Source organism: Streptomyces iakyrus (assembly GCF_000717055.1).
Lineage (GTDB): Bacteria > Actinomycetota > Actinomycetes > Streptomycetales > Streptomycetaceae > Streptomyces > Streptomyces iakyrus.
In genome coordinates, this window is the sequence record NZ_JNXI01000043.1 from 1 (window position 1) to 18,597 (window position 18,597).

Here is an 18,597-nt window from a genome sequence, read left to right on the forward strand (position 1 = left end):
GTCGCCCTGGTGCGCTGGCTCGGCTCCGGACGACAGGACTCCCTGCTGTCGGTGGAGAACACGGTCGGCGTCGCCAACCCCGGAGGCGAAGCCGTATGACCACCCACCGATCGTGCCCGCTCAACACCAGCCTTCGATCAGCGAAAGAGCCACGCGCATGACTGACACGCTCACCGTCCCCTCTGGGGAGGCGGAAGTCCTGGAATCCGTCCCCCGTGGCTTCCTCGCCCACGACTGGCAACCAGCCACCGGTGGCCGCACCTTCGAGGTGCGCAACCCCGCGACCGAGAAAGTCATCGCCACCGTCGCCGACTGCGGCGCACAGGACGCGGTGAAGGCACTGGACGCGGCGGCCGCGGCCGCCGACCAGTGGGCCCTCACCAGCCCCCGGGACCGCGCGAGAGTCTTGCACCGGCTCACCGACTCCCTGACCGAACACCGTGAGCGTCTGGCCCAGATCATCACCCTGGAGATCGGCAAGACCATCACCGAAGCGCGGGGCGAGGCCGACTACGCCGCAGCGTATTTCCGCTGGTACGCAGAGGAAGCGGTCCGCCCGCACGGCCGCAGCACACCCTCCCCGGACGGCAGGAGTCACATCGTCACCGTCGCCGAACCGGTCGGGCCCTGCCTGCTGATCACCCCTTGGAACGTGCCGCTGGCCATGGCTGCCCGCAAGGCCGCTGCCGCCCTCGCCGCCGGCTGCACCGCCGTGCTCAAGCCGGCCGCTCTCACCCCGCTGTCCTCCCTGGTGCTGGGCGAGCTGGCCCGTGAGGCGGGCGCACCCCCTGGTGTCCTGACCGTGATCACCAGCAGCGACGCGGCAGCGGTCAGTACGGCGCTGCTGGCCGATCCCCGCCTGCGCAAGCTGTCCTTCACCGGGTCCACCCCGGTCGGCAGGCTGCTGCTTCAGCAGAGCGGCGCCCGGGTGCTGCGCACGTCGATGGAGCTGGGCGGCAACGCGCCGTTCCTGGTCTTCGACGACGCCGACCTCGACCTCGCGGTCCGCGAAGCGATGATCGCGAAGATGCGGCTGGGCGGACAGTCCTGTGTCGGCGCGAACCGGTTCCTGGTCCAGGAGGGAATCGCCGACGCGTTCGCCGCCGCGCTGGGCGAACGGATCGCCGCCATCCGGGTGGGTGCCCCGGACCGGGAGGACACCGAACTCGGCCCGCTGGCCGACCACCGCGCGGTGGACAAGGTCCGCCACCTCGTCGAGGACGCCGTGGCCCGCGGTGCCGTCGTCGTCGGCCAGGCGGACATCCCCGACGGGCCGGGCCACTACGCCGCCCCGACCGTGCTGGACCACGTCCCCGCCGACGCCGCGATCATGCGCGAGGAGGTCTTCGGACCTGTCGCCGCCATCCACCGGTTCTCCACCGAGGCCGAAGCCATGTCGGTTGCCAACAACACCGAGCACGGCCTGGCGTCGTACGTGATGACCTCCCACATCGACCGCGCTCGCCGAGTCGCCGCCCGTCTGCAAGCCGGAATGGTCGGCGTCAATCGCGGGCTGGTCTCCGAGGTCGCGGCGCCCTTCGGCGGGGTCAAGCAGTCCGGACTGGGCCGTGAGGGCGGGCCGGAAGGCCTACACGAGTACCAGCAGCTCAAGTACCTGTCACTGCCCGGCTTTCACAGCTGAGCAAGCGGACACGAGCGCGTGGCTCACCCGCGTCCGGGCCGGGCAACGCGGTGATCGCGGTGACGATCTCTCCTCGACGTGCACTGGCGGCGCGGCCAAGTCCGCCCTGATGGCCGCCGGTCTCCTGCGGCGGCCTTGGCGAAGGGGCGTCACTGGGACGCATACGGAGCATCTGGGAGGACAACTCCCAGATGCCGATCAGCCGCTCAACGGCGTGGTGTCGAGGTTGCCCGTTCTTCGCGGCCATCCTGGTGAGGCCGTGGACGGCCCCGCACCCGTGTCGACTCGGTCGCCAGCCCGCCGCCGTCGTCCAGCAGGATGAAGGTGCGATGGGTCCAGTGGTCACACTGGTGCGGAATCGTTTTCGAGCCGGCTCGTCTGGGCCCGCAGCCATGCCGTCAGCCGGCGGACACGTCCGTTCTGCTCGGGTGATCGACGGCTGAGGAGGTGGTAGCTGGTGCCGTCGGGGACGAAACCGAAGGGTGCGACGAGTTGCCCACGCTCCAGGTCGTCGCGTGCGACGGCATACGGGGCGATGGCGACACCGACGCCGGCCGCGGCGGCCTGGAGGGTCAGGTAGAAGTGTTCCAGGGTCTGCTGGGAGGCGGGCTCTGCTTTCATGCCGGTGATACGTCGCCAGTCGTCCCACGCCTGCGGCCGTGTATCGGTGTGCAGAAGGTTTACCTGCGCTACGCCGACGGTGCCGGTCAGATGGGTCGCGAGATCGGGCCGGCAGACCGGTCCGATCCGCTCTGCGAACAAGCGGGTCCTGCTCGCCTCTTCGGGGAACGGGAAGTCGTCTCGGCGGATCGCGAGATCGATGTCGTGCCGCTCGAAGAAGACGGGGCCGCCGCCGGCGGACAGGTGGACGGCGACGTCCGGCACGTTCACGGCCAGATCCGGGAGCCGGGGAATGAGCCACCGCATCAGAAGTGTGGGCTCACACGAGAGGGTGAGTGGTCCTGCGGGTGTGCGGTGTGAGATCTGCCGGGCTGCCGCATCGACCTGATCGAGTGCGTCCCGGACGACGGCCGCCAGCTGGCGAGCCTGCGGGGTCGGGCGCAGGGCGCGCGTCTGTCGCTCGAACAGCGATATTCCGAGGCACCGTTCAAGGTTCTGGATCTGTCGGCTCACCGCGCCGTGCGTGACGTGCAGTTCCTTCGCGGCAGCGGTCATGCTCGCGTGCCGGACGGTCGCCTCGAAGGGCAGCAGCGTGTTCAGAGGGGGAAGGGCCGACCATCGCATGCGTGAACTCTACTCACAGGTCCTGTGAGAACGAATCGTTTGTCCTGCTCCTTCACCTCGACGACCATTGATCTGGTCACAGATGAGGGTGACTGACGGAGAGGTGGGGCATGACATTCCGCGACCACGTGCGGCAGGGGATCGCCATCCTGGCGGATGACCTCACCAGCGCCGGGGACGGTGCCGCACCGTTCCGCCAGGCAGGTCACGAGGCCCGGATCCTGCTCACCACCACGGAAGGAGTGCCGCGGCACGCCGTGGGCGTGAGTGCCGTTGACCTTGGAAGCCGGTCGCTGGACGAGGAGGCTGCCGCTGCGCGTACGTGGCGGGCGGCCCGCCTGTTCGCCGGCTCGGAGTTGCTCTTCAAGACGGTGGACTCCACCCTGCGCGGTCATGTCGCGGCAGAGGTCCGGGCCGCAAGGGCGGGATCGCGGAGGCGGGCCGTCGTCATCGCTCCGGCCTTCCCCGCGGAGGGCAGAGTGACGGTGGAGGGCGTCCAGTGCGTGTGGGGCGTACCGGTTCACGAGAGCGACTATGCCAACGACCCGGTGCACCCCGTGCGGTGCTCGGATCTCGCCGTGCTGTTCCCGGAGGCCGTTCTCGGTCGGCCGGACCGGGCCGCCGAGCTGCCCGAACTGATCGGTGACGGCGGCCTGATCGTCTACTCCGCCGCCGAAGACGTCGACCTGGACCGTCTGGTGGCGGCGGTCCCGCGACTCGACGAAGTGTTGTGGGTCGGCTCCCCAGGTCTGGCGGCTGCTCTGGCCCGCAGGTGTGCACGTGCTACGGACAGGACCGCGTCACTGCCCACCCCGCGGCCGGTCCGACGTCCGCTGATCGTGGTCGGCAGCACCAACCCGGCGACCCGACGGCAGTTGGCCGAGCTGCACACCAGGGTGGACGTCCAGGGTGTCACCGTCGGCGTTGATCCGGCCCCGGCCGTGAAAACGCTGCGAGGCCTGACGGCTCCCGTGCTCACGCTACAGACACCCGATGAACGCCACACACCACAGACCGCGCAAGTACTGGCCCGCTCTCAGGCAGCAGTCGTCCGGGCGCTGGCCGAGGACCACACGGTCGACGCACTCGTCGTCACCGGGGGAGAAACAGCCACCACCGTGCTCCAGCCCCTCGGCGCCACCGGCATCGACCTGCTCGACGAGCCCGAACCCGGCGTCGTCCGCGGATCTCTCACCGGACGACTCCCCCTTCCTGTGCTGATCAAGGCAGGAGGCTTCGGCGACGACGCCGTGCTCCTGCGCCTGTGTCACCTCATTCGACAGCGCCTCGACCCCGGAGAGCACGCATGACCCCGATCGCCATCACCATGGGCGACCCCTGCGGAATCGGCCCTGAGATCACCGTCAAGGCGTGCGCCGATGCCCGGCGCACCGTGCCCGTCGTCGTCATCGGCGACATGGATGTCCTCGCCCGCGCCGACAAGATCGCCGACACCCACCTCGCACTCCGCCCCATCTCATCGGTAGACCAGGCGAAGTTCGTACCCGGCACGGTGGACGTCCTCGCCGAGAACGGCCTTCCGGCCGACCTGCCCTGGGGCACCCTCGACGCCCGGGCCGGAGCGGCGTCCTTCCAGTACGTCCGCCGCGGTATCCAGCTCGCGATGGCCCACGAGGTACGCGCTCTGGTGACCGCGCCGATCAACAAGGAAGCACTGCGCATCTCCGGCGTCCCGTACCCCGGGCACACCGAGATCCTCGCCGACCTGTCCGGCACCACGGACTACGCGATGATGATGGCCACCGACGAACTGCGGATCGTCCTGGTCACCGTGCACCAGTCACTGCGCACCGCGATCGACGCGATCACCACCCCGCGCGTGCTCGACATCATCCGTCTCACCCACCGCACACTCCAGCGCGGCGGCCTGCGCGCCCCCCGCATCGCCGTCGCAGGCCTCAACCCCCACGCCGGGGAGAACGGCCTGTTCGGGCGTGAGGACCTGGACATCATCACCCCCGCCATCCAGAGCGCGCAGAGCGAAGGCATCCAGGCCAGCGGGCCCTGGCCCGCCGACACCGTCTTCATGCGAGCCCGCGCCGGAGCCTTCGACGCCGTGGTCGCCCAGTACCACGACCAGGGCCTCATCCCCGTCAAGTACCTCGGGATCGAACACGGCGTCAACATCACCATCGGCCTGCCCTTCGTCCGCACCAGCGTCGATCACGGCACCGCCTTCGACATCGCCGGTCTCGGCACGGCCGACCACACCAGCCTGCTCGCCGCCCTGACCCACGCCGACCGGCTGTCCTCAGAGTCACCGGACCGCCCCTGACCCACCGACCCACATCAGTCCGGCAAAGACAGAAGGACACCATGGACTTCATCTTCATGCTCACCCGCGACGACCGCACTGTCACCGACTGCCTCGAAGTCCTCGACACCATCGAGGACCTCGGCATCACCCACATCGGATTCAAGGACATCGGCGTCGATCCCGACACCCTCGCCCAACTCCACGACCGCATCAGGAACATGGGCGCCACCACTTACCTCGAAGTCGTCAGCACCCACCGGGACCAAGCCCTTGCCTCGGTACGGACGGCCACCGAACTCGGCGTCGACTGGCTGATGGGCGGCACCTGGATCGGGGAGACTCTCCACCTCCTGCGCGGCACCTCCGTCGGCTACCTGCCCTTCGCCGGAGAACCCCTGGGGCACCCCACCCGCCTCGCCGGCGGCCCTGACCGCATCGCCGACGACTGCCGACGAGCGGAGGCCGCGGGCTGCGCCGGCGTCGATCTCCTCGCGTACCGCGCCACCGATGCCGACCCTCTCGACCTGGTCCGCGCCGCCCGTGCCGCCACCACCGGCCGTCTGGTCGTCGCCGGCTCGATCACCAGCACCGACCAGATACAGGCGCTCGCATCAGCAGGGGCCGACGCCTTCACCATCGGATCCGCCGCCTTCGACGGCTCGTTGCAGCCCCACGCCGGCGCCCTGCGCTCGCAACTGGCCCCTGTGGTGGGGCTGTAGCGGCAACCTCCGCGAACCTGCGAGGTGGGCGGCGAGGAGCGCTCCTTGCGTGCGAGGAGTCGTCACCGTTTCGGGCCTATTGACTCCGCCCTGAGCTCCTGCAATTCTCTGTGCCAGATAATAGCACAATATGCCACAATGTGGAATAGTGAGACTGGGTGAGAGTCCCAACGCGGGACGAAATGTGAGCAATCGGACCCCTAGGGGCCGTCCTCTCCAGGTCGCCACAAAGCATCCTCACGCTCGGGCCCAGCTTGCGGCCCGGCGATACGAAAGGAAAGCCCTGTGTCAGCTGCGGGGAAGCGCGTCGCGGTTGTCGGCGTGGGAACGATGGGCAGCCAGGCCGCCTGGAGGCTGGCCGCCCGGGGTGCCGAGGTCGTCGGCTACGACCGGTTCGCGCCCGGTCACGACCGCAGTGCCGCAGGCGGCGAGACCCGGGTCTTCCGCAGCGTGCAGACCCACGACGGCCGCTATGTGCCGCTCGTCCGGCACGCCGACGCGCTCTGGAAGCAGTTGCAGGCGGAGACCGGGCGGGAACTGCGCCGTCTGACCGGAGCCCTGGTCATGGGGCCGGCCGATGACCCCGAGATGCGTACCGTCATGGACGGCATCGCCGAGCACGGCCTCGAACACGAGGTGATCGACACCGAGGCGATGACGAAGCGTTTCCCGCAGTTCCGCGTCGACGACGGCGACCTGGTCATCCTCGACTCCCACGCGGGGTTCGTCCGCCCCGAGCTGACGGTCCAGACAGCGGCCCGGCGCGCCGAGGAGCTAGGGGCCCGGATCCGCCGCTACACGCCGGTGCGGGAAGTCACCCCGGTCGCCGGGGGAGGAGTGGAGATCCGCACCGACACCGCCATTGAGCGCTTCGACGCCGCCGTCGTCACCCCCGGTCCCTGGGTGGGCGACCTGTTGCCCGACCTGCCGTGGGCCGTGAGCATCTACCGCACGATCAGCGCCTGGTTCCTGCCCCACCAGGAGCACCCGGCAGACGCCGAGCGTCCTGCCTTCATCCGCTGCGGCGACACCCCCTTCTACGGCATCCCGTCCCCGGACGGCCTGGCCGTCAAGCTGGGGCTGCCCCAGCCGCACCACAAGCTCGTGGACGATCCCAACCGGCTGAACCGGACCGTCGCACCGGAGGAACTGGAGACCTTCACCACGGCGGTGCGACGCCACCTGCCCGGCCTGAACCCCGACCCGGTGCGCCTGTCCGTCTTCATGGAGGGCTACACCGACAGCACCCGCCCGCTCGTCGGCCCCCTGCCGGGCTGTGACGACATCATCCTGCTGGCCGGCTTCTCCGGCCAAGGCTTCAAGATCTCGCCCGCCATGGGCGACATCGCCGCGGACCTCGCCCTTCAGGGCCGCACCCCCCAGCCGATCGACTTCATCACCACGAACGGCCGCACCGCGGCCTGAGCAGGGTGACGAGGACAGTGGCCCCACCGACCCGACGGCGGCCTGGCTGTCCGAGTACCTGATCGACGGCGTCGACGCCTATGTGGATCTCCACAGCGGCGGAGTCGACCAGCGTCTGCTCGACTTCGTCTGCCACCGACTGGCCACCGACGAACAACTGGGGGCGAGGGTCAAGGCCATCCCCCACACCTGAACCGAGAACCCACTTCGTCGCGCACCTGCTCGGCGACGCCGCACACTCTGCCTGGCCGCGTGGAGAAGCACACCGACGAGCACGCCCCGGAGGTCCACAGTGGACGCCATCGACGAGAAGATCATCGCGGAGCTGACCCGCAACGCCCGCGTTTCGCACTCCGAGCTGGCCGGCAAGGTGCTGCTGTCCCGCAACGCGGTGCGCCAGCGCGTCGAACGTCTGGAGCGTCAAGGCCACATCGCCGGTTACACCATCGTCCGCGCGGGCTACGACACCGGGGACGTCGTCTCGGCGCTCGTACTCGTCCACCGCCAGGACCGTATGCGTGGCGGCGATGTCCTGGCCGCGCTCAAGTGCATCCCTGAGGTCGTGATCTGCGAGATCCTCAGCGGCGACTTCGACATCATGGTGCGCCTGGAGGCGGCCTCGCTGGAACGCGTACGGGGCATCCGGGAGGACATCGCCCAGATGCCCGGTGTACGGGACACGGTCACCGCGCTCACCTTGTCCACCGTCGTCAACCGCCGTCGCTGAGAGCGGGGTTCGGCGGAGCCGGGATGAGCAGCGCATCCCGGCGTCCTTCCCGGTCACTGGTCGTACCAGGGGTTCGCGCTCGGCGCGGAAGGCGGTCACTGGACCACTTCGCTGATGTGGTTGACGCAGACGACCTTGGGCTGGGTCATCTCCTCGAAGGCGAAGCGCACGCCTTCGCGGCCCATGCTGCCGTACTTGTACCCGCCGAACGGCATGGCGTCGAAGCGGTAGTCGGACGAGTCGTTGATCATCACTCCGCCGGCCTCCAGCAGCCGGGCCGCGGTCAGGGCGCGGTCCAGGCGCGAGGTGAAGATGCCGGCGTGGAGGCTGTAGTCGATGGCGTTGGCCTGTTCGATGGCGTCTTCGAAGGACGTGAACGGCTGCAGTACGACGACCGGGGCGAACACCTCCTCCTGCCAGATCGAGCAGGTCGCGGGGACGTCTTCCAGGACGGTCGGCGTGTACAGGGAGCCGGTGGCGTCGTTGCCGCACAGCAATACCGCGCCCTGGGCCACCGCCGTGTCGACCTTGGCCCGGGTGGCGGCCGCGGCCTCCTGGGTGATCATGGGGCCTACGTCGGTGCGCTCGTCGAGCGGGTCGCCGACGCGCAGCAGCCTGGTGCGGGCGACGAAGGCGTCGCGGAAGCGCTCGTAGACCTCGGCCGCGATGAGGATCCGCTGGGTGCCGATGCAGTTCTGGCCCGCGGCCCAGAACGCGCCGGAGACGCACGAGACCACGGCCTCGTCCAGGTCTGCGTCGTCCATGACGATGACCGGGGCGTTGCCGCCGAGGTCCATGGCGAGCTTCTTCAGGCCGGCCGTGCGGGAGATGGCCTCGCCGGTGGCGAATCCGCCGGTGAAGGACACCATGCGAACGTCGGGGGCGGCCACGATCGCGGCAGCGATGCCGGCATCGCCGTTGACGACCGTGACGATCTCCTCGGGCAGGCCGGCCTCGATGAGGGTGTCGACCAGGCGCAGCGCGGACAGCGGTGTCAGCACGGACGGTTTGAGGATGACCGCGTTGCCGCCGGCGATGGCCGGGCCGAGCTTGTGGGCGCCCAGGTTGAGGGGGTCGTTGAACGGGGTGATGGCGGCGATGATGCCCAGCGGTTCGCGGGTGAACCAGCCCAGCCGTTTCTCCGAGCCCTCATAGGAGTCGAAGGGGATGACCTCGCCGGCGTTGCGCCGTGCCTCCGCGCCGGACAGGGACAGGGTGTTGACCGCGCGGGCGACTTCCTTGCGGGCCTGGACGATGGTCTTGCCGGCCACACTGACGATCAGTCGGGCGAAGGACTCCGCCCGCCGCTCGACCAGGTGGGCGGCGCGTTCCAGGACCGCGGCCCTGGAGGCGCGGGAGAGCGCGGCCGCGGTGCGGCGCCCGCACCTGGCCTGCTGCAGGATGCCGCCGACGGCGCTCACGTCGACGGTGGGCACCGAGGCGATGACCTCGCCGGTGTAGGGGTTGTGCACGGGCGCCGTGTCGGCGCCCAGTTCGACGCCGGCGGCCACGATGGTCTCAGACACGGTGAGTCTCCTGGAGAACGGGGCGCGTCGGGGCGGTGTCGTCGTCGGCGTGGCGCTGGTGGATGGCGATGATGTCCGACAGCAGGGCGTAAGCGGTCTCGATGCGGCCGGCGCCCGGCCCGGACACCGTGACGCTACCGAGGAGGTCGGTGTGGAAGGCGACCGCGTTGAGGGGGCCGGAGATCCCCGCCAGTGGGTGGTGTGCCGGCAGCGCGAGCGGAGCGACGCGGGCATCGACGCTGCCGTCCTCGTGGCGGGTGGCGGAGCCGACCAGCTTCCAGCGCAGCCCCTTGCAGGCGGCGTCCCGCACCTCGTTCGGTGTGATCGCCGGGATGCCCTCGCAGAAGACGTCCTCGCGGCGGAGGTCCGCGCCGAGGATCTCGTTGGCCAGGATCATGACCTTGAGCTGGACGTCGTGGCCCTCGATGTCGGCGGTGGGGTCGGCTTCGGCGTACCCGAGGTTCTGGGCTTCGGCGATGGCGGCCGGCAGTTCGATGCCCTCTTCGAGGCGGCCGAGGATGTAGTTCGAGGTGCCGTTCATGATGCCTTGGACGCCGGTGATCTCCAGGCCGCCGAACATGCGCTCGGCGGTGCGCAGGATGGGGGTGCCGCTGAGGACCGAGCCCTCGAACTCGAAGCTGACACCACGCTCGGCGGCCAGCTGCTTCAGTGCGTGGCCGGCGAGTGCGACCGGTCCCTTGTTGGTGGTGCACACGTGCTTGCCCGATTCCAGGGCCCAGCGCACGTGGGAGAGGGCGGGCTCTCCGTCGGTGGGGTTGGTGAACGTCGCCTCCACGACGATGTCGGCCGGCACCTCGCGGATCACCCACTCGTTGTGCGGATCCGCGCTGCCGCCGGCCAGGCCCGCGAAGCTCAGCTCCCCGAGCTCGGCGGCCAGCAGCGGCGCCAGATCGATGCCGTCGGTGTCCACCAGGGAACCGGCCCGCAGATCGGTGATCGCCACCACCCGCAGGGCGAAGCCCAGCTCCTTCGCCAGGCGGTCCCCGCTCTGGGATATGAGTTCGGCCAGCGCGCGATTGACGCCGCCGAATCCGATGAGGGCGAGATCGTATCGGCCCATGAGTTCGCTCCTTCACAGTCCGCCGCCTTCACGGTGCGGCTGGGCAGAGCTTGGTTCCTGCGCCTGTCACCTGCTCCATGCCGCAACGGCCACACGGCATGCCGATCTGCACGGTTTCGATGACGATTCGCCCATCAACGGCCCGGTGGGACGCGGGTCGTTCGAGCAGGGAACCGGTGGCCGGGCCGCGGCCCGGCCACCGGTGGTTGGATACGGCGCCCCTACGGGGCCATCTCGTACGTGCCGGACAGCGCCTCGACCCGCTGCCAGACTCGCTCCGTGCGCGCCTCGTCGACGACCGGCCGCCGGACCGAGGCCAGCGCCCACTCCTGCTGCTGCTCGGTCGCCGAGTCCTTGCCGTGCAGTTCGACGGCGTGCCCGGAGAAGTCCCGTATGAGCACGGCGAAGAGTTCGTCGAGTACGTCCTCGTCGAGTCCGGTCAGCGCGGCCTGCTCCAGGACGAGCTGCCCGTGCACGACGAGGGCGAAGAGCTGGCCGATCGAGAGGACGAGGTCGAGGTCGCGGCTCTGCTCCGCGTCGGGGGCTGCTGTGGCGACGAACTCACAGAGTGCCTCGGCCTGTTGGCGCAGACGAGCGACGTTGGGCAGGTGTGCGTACGTCTCGAAGGCCGGGCGCCAGTCGTGGAAGCGCACCGAGCCCAGGCCTCGGGCCGGTCCCTGCCGGAACAGGAAGTCGTCGTCGGCCGCGTCGAGACGGGTCGGCACACTCGGGTACTCGGCCGGGTCGAGGAGATGGTTGCGCATGAACTTCAGGATCAGTGCCAGGTTGACGTGGACCGTGCCCTCCAGCTTGGGCAGGCCGCGGATCTCCACGGCCGCCTGGCTGAAGTAGTTGTCCTTCTCGAAGCCCTTGGCGGCGATGACGTCCCACATCAGGTCGATGACCTTCTCGCCCTCCGTGGTCACCTTCATCTTCGTCATCGGGTTGAAGAGCAGGTAGCGGCGGTCGTCCGGACCGGCGGAGCGGAAGTAGTCGACAGCGCGGTCGCTGAACAGCTTCATGCCGACGAGCCTGACGTACGCGTCGGTCAGCTCGCGCCGCACGTGCGGGAAGGCGGTGACGGGGCGGCCGTAGAGGACGCGGTTGCTCGCGTGGGTGACGGCCTCGTACATCGCGTGTTCGCAGATGCCGATCGAGGCGGTGCACAGGTTGAACTTGCCGACGTTGACCGTGTTGAGGGCGGCGTCGAAGGCCGCGCGGCCGGTGTGCAGGACGTCGTCGGACGTTACGGGATAGTCCTCCAGGCGGAACTCGCTGACGAACTTGGACGAGTCGACGACGTTCTTGACCAGGTGGTAGGCCGGATGACGGCTGTCGGCGGCGAAGAACACATAGCCGTCGGGGCCCTCGACGTCGGTACGGCGGCCGAAGACGGAGACGAGTCCGGCTGCGTTGCCGTTGCCGATGTAGTACTTGGAGCCGGTGGCGCGGAAGCCGCCGTCGCCGTCGGGTTCGAGCAGCATGTCGGTGGAGTAGATGTCGGCGCCGTGGGCCTTCTCGGACAGGCCGAACGCGAACACCTCTCCCTGCGCGAGGAGTTCCGCGGCACGGGCGCGGGCGGCGGCGTTGTCGCTCTGCCAGACCGGGCCGAGGCCGAGGATGGTGACCTGCCAGGCATACCAGTAGTCCAGGCCGTAGAAGCCGAGGATCTCGTTGAGCGCGGCGATACGGGCGGTGTCCCACCGCTTGTCCGGCTCCCCCTCCCCGGCACTGGACGACGGCGTCAGGAAGGTGGCGAACAGGCCCTCCTTCGCGGCGAAGGCGAGGAAGTCACCCAGCCAAGCGCGGGTCCGGTAGTCCTCGATGAGCTGCCGCTTCCCGCGCTCCTCGAACCAGTCGACGGTGGCACGCAGCAAGCGGCGTGTCTCGGGGTCGAAGTGCGCGGGGTCGTAGGTGCGCGGGTTGAAGAGCAGTCGGTCAGCCATGGTGAGGACCCCAATCGGTTGGTGGACGGGTGGCAATCGAGAGGTATGGCGGCCGGAGCGGCGGAGCAGTCGCGGCCGGTGCAGTGGAGCGCGGTCAGTGGCCCGGGCCGAAGCGGGCCAGCGTGGCGAGCACGTCGTCCAGCCAGCCGATCATCATCCGCTCGTACGCGATGCCGCCGCGCAGTACGACGTGCTGGAGCTCCCGCTCCGCGTCCGGCGGCGCTTCCGGAACGGCGGCGCCCGCCGCGGCCCCCGTGAAGTCCCGCTCCTCGCCTGCCAGATAGTGCGCCAGCCGGTCCCGATGCGCCTGCCGGTGCCGCTCCACCTCGCGGATCAGGGCAGCCGGGTCGTCGAAGGCCGCGCCCCGGATCTTCACCGCCAGGTCGTGTCGGACGCTCTCCGGCTCGATCGGATCGTGCAACCACGAGGACAGCGCGGCCCGGCCGAGATCGGCGACGGAGTACTCCTTCTTGTCCGGCCGCCGCTGCTGCGGGACGTCCCGGGCTTCGACCCAGCCGTCGTTCTCCATGCGCTTCAGTACGCGGTAGATCTGCTGGTGGGTCGCGGTCCAGAAGTACCCGATGAACCGATCGAAACGCCGGGCCAGCTCATAGCCGGATCCCGGCTTCTCCAAGAGCGACACCAGGATCGCGTGTTCGAGCGCCATGACGACGATCGTGCTATGCAACTTGTTGCATAGCAAGTCTGACCCATGTCGATGCGACACGGCTCACGCCCGCACCTGCTCCTTGTCATTCCCGGCCGGGCAGCGCCTGCTCGAACCAGACGACCTTGCCCGTGCTCACCCTGGTCGCCCCCCAGCGCTCCGCCAGCTGGTCGACCAGGAACAGTCCGCGGCCACCCTCGTCGCTCAGCCTGGCGTGCCGCATCCTCGGCACCTGCGGCGAGTCGTCGCCCACTTCGCAGCGGAGTACGTCCGTGCGGAGCAGGCGCAGGGTGATCGGCCGGGACGCGAAGCGTACGGCGTTCGCCACCACCTCGCTGACCAGCAGTTCGGCCGGCTCCACGAGGGCGTCGAGGCCCCAGTGGTGCAGGGTCCTTCGCGCCAGCCGACGTGCCTGCCCGGCGGTCTGCGGCCGTGGAGCCATGTACCAGTACGCCACCGCCTCGGGCAGAATGCCCTCGAACCGGGCCGCGAGCAGCGCGATGTCGTCGTCCCGGTCGCGCGTGCCCAGCGAGGCGAGTGCCTGGTCGCACAGCACTTCCAGGGCGGGGGGTTCCCAACCGGCAGGGGCACCGCGCAGGTGTGCGCACAACCGCTTCACGCCGGTCAGCACGTCCGAGTCGCGGGACTCGACGAGCCCGTCGGTGTACAGCAGCAGAGTCGCTCCGGCCGGCGCGTGCGTCTCGGTGGACTCGAAGACGCCGCTGCCGACGCCGATCGGTGCCCCGGGCGGGACCGGCAGTATCTCCTCCCGGCCGTCCGTGTGGAGGAGCACCGGGGGTGGGTGACCGGCGTTGGCGATCAGCAGCCGGTGCAGTACCGGGTCGTACATCGCGTACAGGCAGGTCGCCATGTGCTCGCTGCCCAGCCGCTCCGCCTGTTCGTCGAGGTGGTGCAGGACCTCGTCGGGAGGCAGGTCGAGTCCGGCCAGGGTCTGCACGATGGTGCGCAGCTGGCCCATGATGGCGGCCGACGTCAGGGAATGGCCCATGACGTCGCCGATCACCAGTGCGACACGGTTGCCGGGCAGGGGGATCGCGTCGTACCAGTCACCGCCCACCTGGGAAGCCCGCGAGGCGGGCAGGTATCGGCTCGCCAGCCGGACTCCGGTCGGCTGGGGCAGGGCCGGAGGGAGCATCGTGCGCTGCAGCGCGGCGGCGACCGATGTCTCACGGAGGTAGAGCGCGGCCTTGTCGACGCCGAGTGCGGTGTGGGTGGCGAGCTGGGATGCGACGAGCAGGTCGTCGTCGGTGAAGGCGGGCCGGTCGGCGTAGCGGATGAGGACGACGCTGCCCACGACGTGGCGGCGGCCGTGCAGCGGGGCGATGATCAGCCGGGGTCCGGGTTGCGCCGCTCGGGGATCCTGCACCGGTCCCAGCAATTCGGTCAGGGCGGGAGCGACTCCTGGGGCGTCTGCCGACACGGGCCGACCGGCTTGCAGCAGCTCGGCCAGCCGGCCGTCGGCGGCCGGGCGTACGACGTCCGCCGGTCGCACGGCGGCCGAGGTCTCCGGAGAGGGACCGGACCCCCGGGAGGCCGGACCCCTCGGCGGCGCCCGGTCCGTGCTGTGCAGCCGCAGCACGGCGGGGGAGCCGGGACCTTCGTCCCCGACCGGCAGCGGATCGGACAGGTGGACGAAGGCCGTGTCGGCGAAGGCCGGCACGGCCGCCCGGCACAGTTCGTGCAATGTCTCGTCGAGACCGATGCCGCGGGCGATCCGGCGCGTCGCCTCGTCGAGGTAGCGGAGCCGGTCGGTCTGCGGTCCCAGGAGCTGTGGCCGACGCGGTGGCGTGACATGCCCGCTCGCCCTGGCCTGTCGGCCGGGGTGTTCATGAGCTCCCAGGTGCTTCGTCAAAGCGTCGCTTCCGTCTGGGTGTTCCCCGCCGGTGCGGGCGGAGGGGGAGCTGTCAGTCGCGCCGCCTGCAGCGCAGGAAGATCTGCACCTCCGGCGGTACGTCGGCGCTCGCGGGTGCGTAGGTGTAGGAGTTCTCCTCGACGATCTCGAAGCCGGTCGCCTCGACGGTCTCCCTCAGCTCGTCCCGCAGGTACCCGGACACCCGGATGGTCCGTCCGAGGAACGGGATCGAGAAGTCGTCCACGTCTGCCTCCACCATCGACAGCACGAACAGTCCGTCCGGCACCAGGAGATGGCGGACGGTCCGCAGTGCGAGGGGGATCTCCTGGCGCGGCAGCATGAGCAGGGAGAAGAAGGCGGCCACCGCGTCGAACCGGCCGAGGTCGCAGGGTCCTCCCGGCCGCAGATCAGCGATGTCCACCTGGTGGAACGTGCCGTCGGGCACGTGCTTGCGGGCCAGGGCGACCATTCCGCCTGACAGGTCGACGCCGACGACCTCGAAGCCCGCCTCCGCGAGCCGTCGGGCGGTCGGGAGCCCGGTGCCGCATCCCAGGTCCAGCACGCGGGACCCGGCCGGCAGCCGGTCCACGAGCCACTCGGTGGCCCCGACCTGCCCTTCTTTGTGCGGAAAGGCCTCGTCGTAGTGGTCGCCGATGGCGTCGAAGGCCTCGGCCTGGCCGGTGCGGTCAGGCAGTGCGTCCTCGTAGCCCAGCTTGCCGGGAGGGCTGCTGCTCACAGGCGTTCCCCCTTGCTCATCCTGCGTAGTTTTCGCATATATCCTCCCCCATCGGGCCCGGGTCGACATCCCGCATGCGCACGGTATCCCTTGCGCAACGCCGTGTGGTGGCAGACGTCGAAGGCATTCCCCCGCCGCCTGACCGAGACGCAGCTCAGGGGGAGTCGATGGGTCCTTCCCTATGACCAGGGCAGGACCAGCGCGCCCCATGCTACGACCGGGCCGATGGCGACGATTCCGCCGGTGTAGCCGATGACTTGGCGGTAGAAGAGGCGGGGGTCCACCCCGCGGGCGTTGCTGAGCACGAGTGCGCCGTTGGTGGAGAAGGGCGAGGTGTCGACGATCGTCGTGGAGACGGCGAGGGCGGCGATCAGCCCGGCGGCGCTCAGGTGGCTGGAGAGCAGCAGCGGTACGGCGATGGGGATGATCGCGGTGAGGATCGCGGTGGAGGAGGCGAAGGCGGACGTGATGGCCACGGTGAAGCACAGCAGCAGGGCGACGGCGACCGGTGCGCCCAGGCCCGCCGCGTGCTCGGAGATGTTCTCGATGATGCCGGCCTTCTCCAGCATGGCGATGTAGGTCATCATGCCCGCGACCAGCAGCAGGGTGGACCAGCTGACGCCGTCCACGGCCTTCTCCTGGCGCTTCATGTCCACCAGGGCCAGCAGGGCGCCGGCCGCGAGGGCCAGGAAGCCGATCTCCAGATGGAAGCCGAGAGCTCCGACCACGAGCGCCACCAGGCAGGCCAGGGTGAGCCACTGGCGCCAGTCGGGCCTGCCGGACACGGCGAGGTCCTCGCCCTCGGCCGCCATCGCGGAGCCTTCGGCCAGCGGGGCGGGGCGCTTGGCGAGCAGCACGTACGTGAGTGCCGAGAGCACCAGGTTGATCAGGAAGCTGGCACTGAACAACGTCACCGCGGAGACGTGCAGTTCGGTCTTGTCGACCAGGCCGAGCACCAGCGCACCGGAGACGGCGAGCGGGGAGAACGCGCCCGCGTGTCCGCCGCTGATCACCATCATGCCGACGACCAGCGGGTTGAGCTTGTAGCGGTAGGCGAAGTTCATGCCGATCGGCGCGAGGATCGCGACGGCGGCGGGAGTGAAGGTGCCGAACGCCGTGAGCAGGGCGGCCACCAGGAACAGCACCCAGGGGATGAGCGCGACCTTGCCGCGCACCAGCCGTACCCCGGCCGCGACGAGCCGGTCGATGGTGCCGTTGCGGCGGGCGACGGAGAACAGGTAGGTGACTCCGACGATGGTGACGAAGAGCTTCGCCGGGAACCCCTCGAAGATCTCGTCCTCGGTGAGGCCGAGCGAGGCGGTGCCGACGGCGAAGGTGGCGACGAAGGCGAGGATGCCCAGGTTGATCGGCAGCATCGTGCCGACCACGAACATCACCAGCAGCGCGCCTATGGAGATCACTTCAGCAGACATCTTTGTCCTTGGTGCGATGGGGGAGGGGCGCCCCGGGGGCGCGAGGGTGTCCCGGTGCGGCCGGCTGGGGGACCGGCCGACCGAGGTGAGGTCCGCCCCGGGTCAGGCGGCTCGCGTGCGGCCTGCCTCCGGGGCGTGGACGCGGCCTGATTCCGGGACGTAGATGCGGGCGTCGGCGAGCAGCCGTGCCGCGCGTTGCACGGTGACCCGCCGCGGCAGGCCGTCCCGTACGTCGGTGCACCGGACCGCGACGATGCCGGCGGGTGTGCCGAGACGCAGCCACTCCTCGGTCGGGCCGCCCGCGGTCCGGCAGACCACGGAGCCCTCGACGAGGCCGGCAGCCGCTACGGCGACGGCGGAGGTCAAACCGATCGCGGGGTGCGGGGCGTTCATGCTGAGCATGCGCACCGAGATGTCGTAGTTTTCGGCCGCGACCTGCTCGCCGAGGGTGGTCGTGTACGGCACCGGCGGGCCCGCCAGGCCCACCTTGGGCACCGCGTCACCGGGTTCTTCGCCCGGCTTGAGCAGCCCCATCAGCGGCGCGGCGGTATGCCGCACAGTGCGCAGCCAGGGCACGTCCGCGCCCATCCGCTCCAGTGGCTCGGCGCCGGTGCGTCCGGAGCCGAGGGCGTCGATGAGGACGACGGGTGCTCCGGCATCCACCATGCTCACCCGTACCGGCTCGGCGGCAGCGACCGGCAGGTCCTGCGCGGCCTGCCCGGTGGGGAGCAGTGAACCGGTGGTGCCGCCGGCCGGATCGCGGAAGGTGAGGCCGACGGCGACCCCGCCGGCACGGGTGCCGGGTACGGTCTGGTGGCCGAAGTGGTGGACGACGCCACCGGTGGTGTCCACCAGCCCTTCGAGGACCGCGCCGGTGTTGGTGTTGCGCAGCACCACACGGGTCCGGTCGCCGGTGATGGCCACCATGCCCTTGGCGACCGCGTACAGGGCCACGCCTGTCGCGCAGTTGCCGCAGTTGCTCGTCCACTCGACCGAGCCCGTACCGATTCCGACCTGGGCGAAGAGGTAGTCCACGTCCACGCCGGGTTCGGGGGAGGCACCGACCACCGCCGCTTTCGAGGTGGTCGGGGTCGCCCCGCCCACGCCGTCCAGTTCCACGGGATCGGTGGCGCCGTACGCGGAGACCAGCAGCCTCTCCAGTTCGCCACGGCCGGCGGGGACGTCGACCTGGTTGAACAGCCAGCACTTGCTGGTGCCGCCACGTACCAGGGTCGCGGGAATGTGCACGTCTGAGCTCTTCCTTGATCGACGAGGGGAGGGGAAGGGCCGAGGCGGTGG

The 18,597-nt window shown here is 70.0% G+C and carries 15 protein-coding genes; 6 read left to right on the top strand and 9 right to left on the bottom strand.

Annotated elements, in window-relative coordinates; translation table 11 throughout:
* Window positions 1-157 precede the first annotated feature (157 nt).
* Entirely contained in the window at window positions 158-1,642 is a 1,485-nt protein-coding gene (locus tag OO68_RS40170; RefSeq protein WP_033314439.1) for an NAD-dependent succinate-semialdehyde dehydrogenase, read from the top strand.
* A gap of 342 nt (window positions 1,643-1,984) precedes the next feature.
* Here OO68_RS40170 and OO68_RS40175 read toward each other — a convergent pair whose 3' ends face one another.
* Complete coding sequence (locus tag OO68_RS40175) at window positions 1,985-2,887, bottom strand: LysR substrate-binding domain-containing protein (RefSeq protein WP_051815002.1); 903 nt, start codon at window positions 2,885-2,887, stop codon at window positions 1,985-1,987.
* Window positions 2,888-2,997: 110 nt separating this feature from the next.
* Between OO68_RS40175 and OO68_RS40180 the strand changes: the two genes are divergently transcribed.
* The 5 genes from OO68_RS40180 to OO68_RS40205 all read left to right on the top strand — a co-directional run bounded on the left by OO68_RS40180 (window position 2,998) and on the right by OO68_RS40205 (window position 8,036).
* Complete coding sequence (locus OO68_RS40180) at window positions 2,998-4,197, top strand: four-carbon acid sugar kinase family protein (RefSeq protein WP_051815003.1); 1,200 nt, start codon at window positions 2,998-3,000, stop codon at window positions 4,195-4,197.
* Window positions 4,194-5,183, top strand: coding sequence for a 4-hydroxythreonine-4-phosphate dehydrogenase PdxA (gene pdxA, locus OO68_RS40185; RefSeq protein ID WP_033314440.1), 990 nt, complete (start codon window positions 4,194-4,196; stop codon window positions 5,181-5,183). The genes OO68_RS40180 and pdxA overlap by 4 nt, the downstream gene beginning before the upstream one ends.
* A gap of 41 nt (window positions 5,184-5,224) precedes the next feature.
* A complete protein-coding gene (locus OO68_RS40190; RefSeq protein ID WP_033314441.1) occupies window positions 5,225-5,884 on the top strand; it encodes a HisA/HisF-related TIM barrel protein in 660 nt (219 codons plus the stop codon).
* Between the two features lie 285 nt (window positions 5,885-6,169).
* Window positions 6,170-7,309 carry an N-methyl-L-tryptophan oxidase gene (solA, locus tag OO68_RS40195; protein WP_033314442.1) on the top strand — a complete coding sequence of 380 codons (1,140 nt, stop codon included), beginning with the start codon at window positions 6,170-6,172 and terminating at the stop codon, window positions 7,307-7,309.
* 292 nt (window positions 7,310-7,601) lie between these two features.
* Window positions 7,602-8,036 (top strand): Lrp/AsnC family transcriptional regulator, encoded by a 435-nt coding sequence (locus OO68_RS40205; protein ID WP_033314444.1) that lies wholly within the window; start codon window positions 7,602-7,604, stop codon window positions 8,034-8,036.
* Between the two features lie 95 nt (window positions 8,037-8,131).
* Here OO68_RS40205 and OO68_RS40210 read toward each other — a convergent pair whose 3' ends face one another.
* The 8 genes from OO68_RS40210 to OO68_RS40245 all read right to left on the bottom strand — a co-directional run bounded on the left by OO68_RS40210 (window position 8,132) and on the right by OO68_RS40245 (window position 18,546).
* A complete protein-coding gene (locus OO68_RS40210; RefSeq protein WP_106974542.1) occupies window positions 8,132-9,562 on the bottom strand; it encodes an aldehyde dehydrogenase family protein in 1,431 nt (476 codons plus the stop codon).
* Window positions 9,555-10,643, bottom strand: coding sequence for a homoserine dehydrogenase (locus OO68_RS40215; RefSeq protein WP_033314445.1), 1,089 nt, complete (start codon window positions 10,641-10,643; stop codon window positions 9,555-9,557). Before OO68_RS40215 ends, OO68_RS40210 begins: the two co-directional genes overlap by 8 nt.
* A gap of 221 nt (window positions 10,644-10,864) precedes the next feature.
* Window positions 10,865-12,589, bottom strand: a complete 1,725-nt coding sequence (locus tag OO68_RS40220; RefSeq protein ID WP_033314446.1) for an acyl-CoA dehydrogenase family protein — start codon at window positions 12,587-12,589, stop codon at window positions 10,865-10,867.
* Window positions 12,590-12,683: 94 nt separating this feature from the next.
* Window positions 12,684-13,256 (bottom strand): PadR family transcriptional regulator, encoded by a 573-nt coding sequence (locus tag OO68_RS40225; RefSeq protein ID WP_033314447.1) that lies wholly within the window; start codon window positions 13,254-13,256, stop codon window positions 12,684-12,686.
* A gap of 85 nt (window positions 13,257-13,341) precedes the next feature.
* Window positions 13,342-15,042 carry a SpoIIE family protein phosphatase gene (locus OO68_RS40230; RefSeq protein ID WP_033314459.1) on the bottom strand — a complete coding sequence of 567 codons (1,701 nt, stop codon included), beginning with the start codon at window positions 15,040-15,042 and terminating at the stop codon, window positions 13,342-13,344.
* A 139-nt stretch (window positions 15,043-15,181) separates the two neighbouring features.
* A complete protein-coding gene (locus tag OO68_RS40235) occupies window positions 15,182-15,865 on the bottom strand; it encodes a class I SAM-dependent DNA methyltransferase (protein WP_033314448.1) in 684 nt (227 codons plus the stop codon).
* Between the two features lie 179 nt (window positions 15,866-16,044).
* Complete coding sequence (locus OO68_RS40240) at window positions 16,045-17,298, bottom strand: SLC13 family permease (RefSeq protein WP_245237419.1); 1,254 nt, start codon at window positions 17,296-17,298, stop codon at window positions 16,045-16,047.
* A 102-nt stretch (window positions 17,299-17,400) separates the two neighbouring features.
* On the bottom strand, window positions 17,401-18,546 hold the full coding sequence (locus OO68_RS40245) for a PrpF domain-containing protein (protein ID WP_033314450.1): 1,146 nt from the start codon (window positions 18,544-18,546) through the stop codon (window positions 17,401-17,403).
* Window positions 18,547-18,597: the final 51 nt, after the last annotated feature.